General features: G+C 36.0%; 11 protein-coding genes. 1 reads left to right on the top strand and 10 read right to left on the bottom strand.

What is annotated here, in order from left to right:
• Positions 1 to 210 precede the first annotated feature (210 nt).
• The 9 genes from JCM15074_RS19930 to JCM15074_RS24310 form a co-directional block, all read right to left on the bottom strand.
• Complete coding sequence (locus JCM15074_RS19930) at positions 211 to 1,626, bottom strand: zonular occludens toxin domain-containing protein (RefSeq protein WP_025823698.1); 1,416 nt, start codon at positions 1,624 to 1,626, stop codon at positions 211 to 213.
• Positions 1,627 to 1,971 carry a hypothetical protein gene (locus tag JCM15074_RS19925; RefSeq protein WP_025823696.1) on the bottom strand — a complete coding sequence of 115 codons (345 nt, stop codon included), beginning with the start codon at positions 1,969 to 1,971 and terminating at the stop codon, positions 1,627 to 1,629.
• Positions 1,972 to 1,973: 2 nt separating this feature from the next.
• A complete protein-coding gene (locus tag JCM15074_RS24640) occupies positions 1,974 to 2,852 on the bottom strand; it encodes a hypothetical protein (RefSeq protein WP_025823694.1) in 879 nt (292 codons plus the stop codon).
• An 8-nt stretch (positions 2,853 to 2,860) separates the two neighbouring features.
• Positions 2,861 to 3,229: a hypothetical protein gene (locus JCM15074_RS19915; RefSeq protein WP_025823692.1), complete on the bottom strand. Its 369-nt coding sequence runs from the start codon at positions 3,227 to 3,229 to the stop codon at positions 2,861 to 2,863.
• A gap of 154 nt (positions 3,230 to 3,383) precedes the next feature.
• Positions 3,384 to 3,605, bottom strand: a complete 222-nt coding sequence (locus tag JCM15074_RS19910) for a hypothetical protein (protein WP_025823690.1) — start codon at positions 3,603 to 3,605, stop codon at positions 3,384 to 3,386.
• 10 nt (positions 3,606 to 3,615) lie between these two features.
• Positions 3,616 to 3,843, bottom strand: a complete 228-nt coding sequence (locus JCM15074_RS19905) for a hypothetical protein (RefSeq protein ID WP_025823688.1) — start codon at positions 3,841 to 3,843, stop codon at positions 3,616 to 3,618.
• 138 nt (positions 3,844 to 3,981) lie between these two features.
• The gene (locus JCM15074_RS19895; RefSeq protein ID WP_025823686.1) at positions 3,982 to 4,365 is read right to left on the bottom strand and encodes a CTX-RstB family phage integration protein; all 384 of its coding nucleotides are present in this window, start codon (positions 4,363 to 4,365) and stop codon (positions 3,982 to 3,984) included.
• A complete protein-coding gene (locus JCM15074_RS23875; RefSeq protein WP_025823684.1) occupies positions 4,358 to 5,551 on the bottom strand; it encodes a replication initiation factor domain-containing protein in 1,194 nt (397 codons plus the stop codon). Before JCM15074_RS23875 ends, JCM15074_RS19895 begins: the two co-directional genes overlap by 8 nt.
• On the bottom strand, positions 5,544 to 5,735 hold the full coding sequence (locus tag JCM15074_RS24310; RefSeq protein WP_148300852.1) for a hypothetical protein: 192 nt from the start codon (positions 5,733 to 5,735) through the stop codon (positions 5,544 to 5,546). The genes JCM15074_RS23875 and JCM15074_RS24310 overlap by 8 nt, the downstream gene beginning before the upstream one ends.
• Before the next feature lie 131 nt (positions 5,736 to 5,866).
• On the opposite strand from JCM15074_RS24310, the gene JCM15074_RS19880 reads away from it, so the two are divergent.
• Positions 5,867 to 6,052: a hypothetical protein gene (locus JCM15074_RS19880; RefSeq protein WP_025823673.1), complete on the top strand. Its 186-nt coding sequence runs from the start codon at positions 5,867 to 5,869 to the stop codon at positions 6,050 to 6,052.
• Between the two features lie 392 nt (positions 6,053 to 6,444).
• On the opposite strand, the gene JCM15074_RS19875 is transcribed toward JCM15074_RS19880, so the two are convergent.
• On the bottom strand, positions 6,445 to 6,669 hold the full coding sequence (locus JCM15074_RS19875; RefSeq protein ID WP_025823671.1) for a hypothetical protein: 225 nt from the start codon (positions 6,667 to 6,669) through the stop codon (positions 6,445 to 6,447).
• Positions 6,670 to 6,992 lie beyond the last annotated feature (323 nt).

Here is a 6,992-nt window from a genome sequence, read left to right as displayed (position 1 = left end):
CTTTATATGTTTACGTGCTGTGGTAAATCTGGGAGCCTCTCATATGCCGATAATTGACGTTATCGGCAATTGCTAAGTAGCAAACACCCTGACTAAATTTAGCCTGGTCAAACATTAGATTATTCTCATGGTTGACCAGGCTAAACAATCTTGAAAAAGTTACACAATCATTTAATAAAATGGTTAACCACAATTCTATAAAATCAAACTTTATGATTCACTACTACCGAAAATATCTAAACTTGGTAATGCCGTATCACTTGCAATATCAACAGGACTCGAATCACTAGAATCAATTTCTGGCACTACAGGCGGACAAATCACTAATTGACTCAAGTTACCCAATGAAACCGAAATCACGCAATCATCAAGCACCTTAAAGCTATAACCAAGCTGACTAAGCACATCACTTGATAGATATTGCGAAAACTCCTTACTATCAAACCTAAATAAAAAATCAGTATGGCTTGCATCAGATGAGATCACTTTATTAACCGCAGCAATATAAACAGCCGTTGATTTATCAAAATTAGGAAAATGACGAGTAAACACATTTACAGGATGAATACCGACAGAACTAGTTTGAATAAAATCATTACCAGCACCCACACTAGAAGCACCTTGAATAGCCGTTTGATTAACCGATGATAAACCAGACTCAACAGCTTGAAGATTGGTTGAAACAGCTTGATTTGCTTCACTTGCTTGAGTAGCTGCACTAACAACAGTTTGAGCCTCGCCAAAATATAAATCATAAGCACCCTTAGAAACCGCAAATAAACCACCAAGAAAAATGATTAATGCCAATAACAATTTAGGCTGTTTAAGCATCGTTAAATCAGCCAATGAAGCGTTAAAACTACCCGTACCCGTTGACTTATAAAGCGCAAAAACCTCAAGCGGAATTTTAATTGAAGTCACGTTAGCCGCATCAGATTTAGATGGTTTTGTGCTAGTCGTATTCGGTAAATGTGAAAAAATACGCGGTCTACGTTTACGAAAAAACGTATCAGTAGACCTATGGCCGTAAGCGTTCTGCGCACAACCACGCAAACTCGTATCAATAGCTGTCCAATCTGGCGTTAGCATCACAATATCCCATTGATATTTCCTGTGACGCATAAAGGCCCCGTAAAAGTTAAACGGATAAAGCAAACGATTATTTTCATCTAACTGCGTTCGCCCCGTATCATCGACATCACCATCATCAAATTTAGTAGGGTCTTGAGGTTGCCAACGAGAATAAAAATATTCATTAAAGTCTTTAGGTAAATAAGGCAAGAAAACATCAATCGGCTTAGCGTTTACCTTTTCCATATTAAAGCCGACTTTTTTAGTAAATAAATCTTGGCATTCATCAATAATAATTAATGCGCCGATTGGCATCCAAGAAAACCAATTTTGCCAAAGCTCTACGCCCTCAACAGAACGCGAAAATATACGAATAAGCCGAGCCGAACTCGGAAACTTTTCACCTAATAGCTTTTCAATTGATTCTAATGATTTAAGCCCCTCAATATTAGTAACAACTAAGCGCCCTGCTCTTAATGCTGGCAAAACTTCAAACCAAACCGCATAAGCCGACTTATAAGAACCGTTACCACCGTGACGAAATGAAACAGCCATTTACCACCCCATAACCCTAAGAACAAATGCCGTAGCATACGCATCTACAACAATACGTAAGCCGTCAACAATACCAAAAGCATGTGCAGAATAAGCCAAATTTGCAGGCATCTTATTAAACGCATTAGATATAAAAGTATAAACTTCATATTCTGAAAATAATTCAGACGTAATACGATACGCCATTTCAACCATTTCTATTTTACTATTAATCCACCACTTAATAGCCCATTCGTAAATATAATTAAAGGCATCAAAGAATAATGAAAATAACGAACTAAAAAAACTCAACAAGTCAGCCGCTAGACCAATGACAATATTAAATAAATCAGCTAAAAATTCCATTACTAACCCCTACGACCACTAGATAAAATAATGAATCCAGCAAGTAACGTTGCACAAAACAAAATTACAGCCTTAATGGTTGCTACATTATCAGCACCTAACTTTGAAAATAATGAAAAGCTAATAGGTATATCATAACCAGCTTGATGAATAGTAAAACTGGTTTCATTATAAGAACCACCATTAAAATTAGGTGTTCCCATTTTTAACGGACTCTCTTTTAAAATAGTCTCTAACTTTTCCTTTAATACTGTATTTTCAGTTTTTTGAGTCTCAGTAGCCGCATCAAAATAACCAGCAAATAAATCATCTCTAATAACAACAGTAGGCATTGAACCTTTAAAATCTGATATGCCTTTAACCGCAGAAACAATACTATCAACACCCTTACCAAGCGCACCTATAATACCCTCAGCCGAATTATTAACGGCGACAACAACGTCACTAGAACCCGTTTCTTTTGCATTAATAGCCGCTACAACATCACCAGACCCCGTATCTTTGCCATAAACAGCATCAACAATTTTCTGCATATCATCAGACAATTTACCCGTATTTTTTACGGATTGTTCCTTATCAAAATTAATCGCCTCAACAATTTTACCAACCCCATCCGCATCAGGGTCAGGGTTTGGATTAGGGTCAGGGTTTGGATTAGGGTCAGGGTCTGGATTAGGGTCAGGGTCTGGATTAGGGTCAGGGTCTGGCTTTGGCGGTGTTGGTTTCCCATCAAAACCATCTGTAGAACATGCCTCGCCTGTACTCACAAAAGGCGCAGAACAAACATCACCGGCACAAACAGAAGCACTTTGAATAACATAACCACACTTGTTACTACACCAATTAGGAGATTCACCATAAAGCGAACCATCCCAAGTCATTGAACCCGTTACCTCTCCTTTTTTACACTGCTCAGGCTCAGGTGTTGATTTTTACAGGTCATTGTTGAGGAATCCCAATCTGACTTGTCACAATTAATTTTTATCCTAGCCCAAGCACTACGAACAACGCCGCTCTGACATCTAATCGAAAAAGTATCGGCACCACTATAATTAAAAATCAAAGAACCATCAGAATTGTAATAAGCCTTTGAACACTGAATATCAGCCTTACTATTTAACGTTGTTCCGACATCAAAATTACACCCCATTTCTGGAATGGTTTTAGTGCAATACCTATGGGCACCAAACTCAGTAATAGTAAAAGATGCAAAAGCATTAAAACCAAAAAGACTAATCAATAATATTAAATAACGCATATATAGCACCAATTAGATCAAAAAAAGGCTGAATAGAAAAACTAATCAGCCCCCTTTCAAACACGTTAATATTTAAGCTGCAATAACGCCTGTATAAATTCCAATTAGAAAACTAAAGGCCATCATAGAAGCAATAATTACAGTTAATAACATATTACTTACTCAACCAGCCTTTAATCATAGATAGACCAAAAGCCAAAGCCGCAAGAGTAACAACACCCATTACAACTAACGACACATTGGATTGACCCGCAGTAATCGCATTAGTAATAGTTGAACCCATATTAGGAGCAGCCTCACCAGCAGCGAACGCAGACGCACCAACGAAAGAAGAACCAGCGGCAGCAGCAACAGCTAATTTATTTTTAATACCCATAATAATTTCCTTAGACTTTACCAAACGTTTTAATAATACGGCCAGCAACATGGCCAGATATAAATGACAACAACATGTAACCTAATAAAAATTCATACATGCTTGAGTCAAATTGCAATAAATCAACTAATGTCGGTTGACTAGTTAATTTATTAACTTCTTCTTGAGTTAATAATAAAAATTGACATGTAGCATCAATAACAACAGCACCATTATTAACCGCTACACATAAAGACATTTAATTAACCCCTAAACTTCTTTTACGAATTGCAACAAAAGTAAATTTACGATTACCTTTAAAATTAGATAATTGAACTAAATCAATCGTAAAAGGAAAGTCACCACTTTTTAAATAAAGAGTAATCACAATACACCTTTACTTTTTTGAATCAGTTACAGAATCAAGTTTCTTATTGTATAAAACTTGAAATTCTTCATATTTAGTCGGAATATGAGCAACAACTTTAAACCCGACACAAATTAATTCTTTTATATCGTCAGGACTTGGCTGCATATCCATTTCAAGAAATGCTGGCAACTCAATACTATCTAATGAATGCAACATATCCATTGTGCATTTAAGTGCATCATTATTATCAGGTGTTTTAAAACCAGAGCTTACACCCTGCCCGTTTTCATTTTTCCAACTAAGAATTGGTACAGGTTGTAATAAAATACCATACTCATAATTTGTGCCTTTACCCTTAGACACACCCTTAGCAGCCGCAGCACCAAATATTAAACTAGTGATTTTAAACATAATTAACCCTTACCAAATCTGAAAAAATAGGAGGAGCAGAAACAGCACCACCATGTTTGCAATTACCATCAGAATCAGCACCAATCATCATTATTAATGACTCCTCAGCACTTAAACCCCAATCTTCAACCAAGTCATAAATAGCCTTGCCACACATGCGGCGAATCCATTCGGTTTTTTTCTTTAAAGACGCTAAAGCCTTAACTTTTTGCCTACGCACCAAATCAAAATCGGATACTTTTTCAATATTCATTGATGATGAATAAGGACAAATAGATGCAAAAAACTTGGCAGTATTAAGCAATACATCAACAGAACAACGCTTAATTTCTACCTCAGACCTAAACCAAGGTTTGTCATATTCTTGCTGTAAGCCCTTGTTATAACAGCGCCAAAAAAAGTCACTAGTACGCGAACCAACACGAATAATATCAAGACAAACTTGCTCACCATTTTCATACAAATAATGCGGTTCAGCCTTGGGAGTACGCCCACCTTTAAAACGATTAAACGCTAAATCTTTATAAGCAAGTAAGGCATGTTCAGGTGTAAAATTACCGTCAAAATCATCAAAAAATAAATCAACCCGAGTTAATTCATCGACACCAAAAAATTTAAGCCAGTGATGTAATCTGTATTTATTTGTATGACTAAACACATACTTACAACCCGTACCAGAAATCTGAAAATATAACGTATTGTTATTGCCACCAAAGGCAACAAAACCTATAGAACGTTTACTTTTTGGATCTAATAACGGGTATGAATGCGTATAAAAAAAGCGGCCAAAGTTACGAGAAGAACCTAAACGAAGCCCTAAAACTCTACGTACAAATTGCTCTAATCGAATATGTTCTGTTTCTAAAACACATTCGACAAAAGAATCATAACCCTCTAATGTTTCAGGAAAAGCCTTTAAATTAGGAAGTTGCGCCCACCCATCAGAAGTACGCATTTTTTGAAATGCTGATGATTGAAGTGTAAAAGCTAAATGATCTATCTCAATCATCCCTAAACGCTTCGCATAACTAACAGATTTATCTGCAAAACAAGGAAGCAAAGGCGTATCAACTACTTGTTGATGAGTATCAATTAAATCAGCACCATCTAAACGAACAGATTGACATAACTTGCCATTTCTATCGGTTAGCCAATACTTTTTTAATAGATTTGATACTTTAGACATTTGCAATATCCTCTGGCATTACTTCAAGCATATCAACATCAACTAATGAATACGGAACACCCTCACACTTAAGATCACCAATTAGCTCAGACCATGATTTAGCCCATTGCTCACCCCATAGTAATGAGCGAATACAAATTCCCATTCCCTGCGATGTCATGTCGCTAAAATAAATAGTGTGCATTTGTGAACAATCTCAAAAGTTCGAATGTATGAAAGATTGCACAAAATGAAAAAGTTCACAAGTGAATTGTATGATTTGTGAGAAAATACACTTAAAATTGTGAAACATGTCAAATGTGAGATTGTGAATAAATGCAAAAAGATAAAAATTTAAGAATTAAAAACGATGAACTAAGAAAATTAGAAATGGCCGCCATAGAAATTGGATACAAAACAAAAGAACCAATGAAATGGCAAGATATTGTTAGATATATGCTCGATAATTACACAGAAGATGCAATAAAAGACATTATTTCAAAACGAAACAAAAAGGTTTAAATATTAGGAAATTAGAAAAAGCTAAACAAATAATCACTATAACAATAACTACGCTTTTATAACCCAAAGAAAAAGCATTTAGGGCGCAGAATCCAGCAAAGTTATAGGAGTTAACCCACGTATGACATATACGTGGGTTATTTGCCCCACCGCCATTTCAACGCCCCTCGCTTGCTCAGTCTTCGCCGCTTGGGTTGTCTCATTGGCTCACCAAAAAGAACAGCCTGAAAAATGGCCTTGTCTAACGACCGTTAGAGAGCTTATGAAACCAAACCAACTATAAAAGCGCCTAGCAGGACGGATGCGCTAGCTCGATTGAAAGATATGGTTAACCATCAAAAGAAATACCTTTTTCAAAGTTATCAAGACTTGCTTTCCATCAAGGCTGCGCCTTAATAATCCCCTCCAAGAATTGCCATTGGCGGCTCAGATCTCAAACCTTTACGTATTTTAAAATGAATAGATTCAGAAGAATTAACTTCCACTACTTTCCCCTTAAACAACAAAATAACAGTAGATAACTCTTCCTCTGATAAATATTTAGATATTATATTTTTAGCTCGAATAATTGCAGCAGACTCATCCAAATCAAGAGTAAGACTAAGTTTCAATGACATTTTTAACACTCCTTATTAACGTAAGATAATATCTTATCACTAAACCAGTGAATACACAAAAAAGCCCTTTAAACACAATAGCTTACATAAACACAATATAGATAAACTGCTCTAAATAAAAACGCTTAACAATAAGGCAAAAGCTATCGAAATAATGATAACCGAGCATATTAATTAATGATAATCGGACATAAAAAAGGTATATCAAATTTGATATACCATCTCTTTTTTTGATTCGCACAATACAGATTATATTAAATGCCCTTTCAGGCCGTTTGCTGCTGCGCATGATAGCAAACGTAAGCAATGAACATAACCTAGGC

Source organism: Shewanella marina JCM 15074, from assembly GCF_000614975.1.
In the GTDB taxonomy this organism is placed as follows: domain Bacteria; phylum Pseudomonadota; class Gammaproteobacteria; order Enterobacterales; family Shewanellaceae; genus Shewanella; species Shewanella marina.
This window is presented reverse-complemented; position numbering and strand designations above follow the sequence as displayed.

Coding starts and splice junctions, on each gene's coding strand:
- JCM15074_RS24310 (WP_148300852.1), bottom strand. CDS start 5,735: ATGCACACTATTTATTTTAGCGACATGACATCGCAGGGAATGGGAATT.
- JCM15074_RS19910 (WP_025823690.1), bottom strand. CDS start 3,605: ATGGGTATTAAAAATAAATTAGCTGTTGCTGCTGCCGCTGGTTCTTCT.
- JCM15074_RS19925 (WP_025823696.1), bottom strand. CDS start 1,971: ATGGAATTTTTAGCTGATTTATTTAATATTGTCATTGGTCTAGCGGCT.
- JCM15074_RS19915 (WP_025823692.1), bottom strand. CDS start 3,229: ATGCGTTATTTAATATTATTGATTAGTCTTTTTGGTTTTAATGCTTTT.
- JCM15074_RS19895 (WP_025823686.1), bottom strand. CDS start 4,365: ATGTTTAAAATCACTAGTTTAATATTTGGTGCTGCGGCTGCTAAGGGT.
- JCM15074_RS24640 (WP_025823694.1), bottom strand. CDS start 2,852: ATGACTTGGGATGGTTCGCTTTATGGTGAATCTCCTAATTGGTGTAGT.
- JCM15074_RS19905 (WP_025823688.1), bottom strand. CDS start 3,843: ATGTCTTTATGTGTAGCGGTTAATAATGGTGCTGTTGTTATTGATGCT.
- JCM15074_RS19880 (WP_025823673.1), top strand. CDS start 5,867: ATGCAAAAAGATAAAAATTTAAGAATTAAAAACGATGAACTAAGAAAA.
- JCM15074_RS19930 (WP_025823698.1), bottom strand. CDS start 1,626: ATGGCTGTTTCATTTCGTCACGGTGGTAACGGTTCTTATAAGTCGGCT.
- JCM15074_RS23875 (WP_025823684.1), bottom strand. CDS start 5,551: ATGTCTAAAGTATCAAATCTATTAAAAAAGTATTGGCTAACCGATAGA.
- JCM15074_RS19875 (WP_025823671.1), bottom strand. CDS start 6,669: ATGTCATTGAAACTTAGTCTTACTCTTGATTTGGATGAGTCTGCTGCA.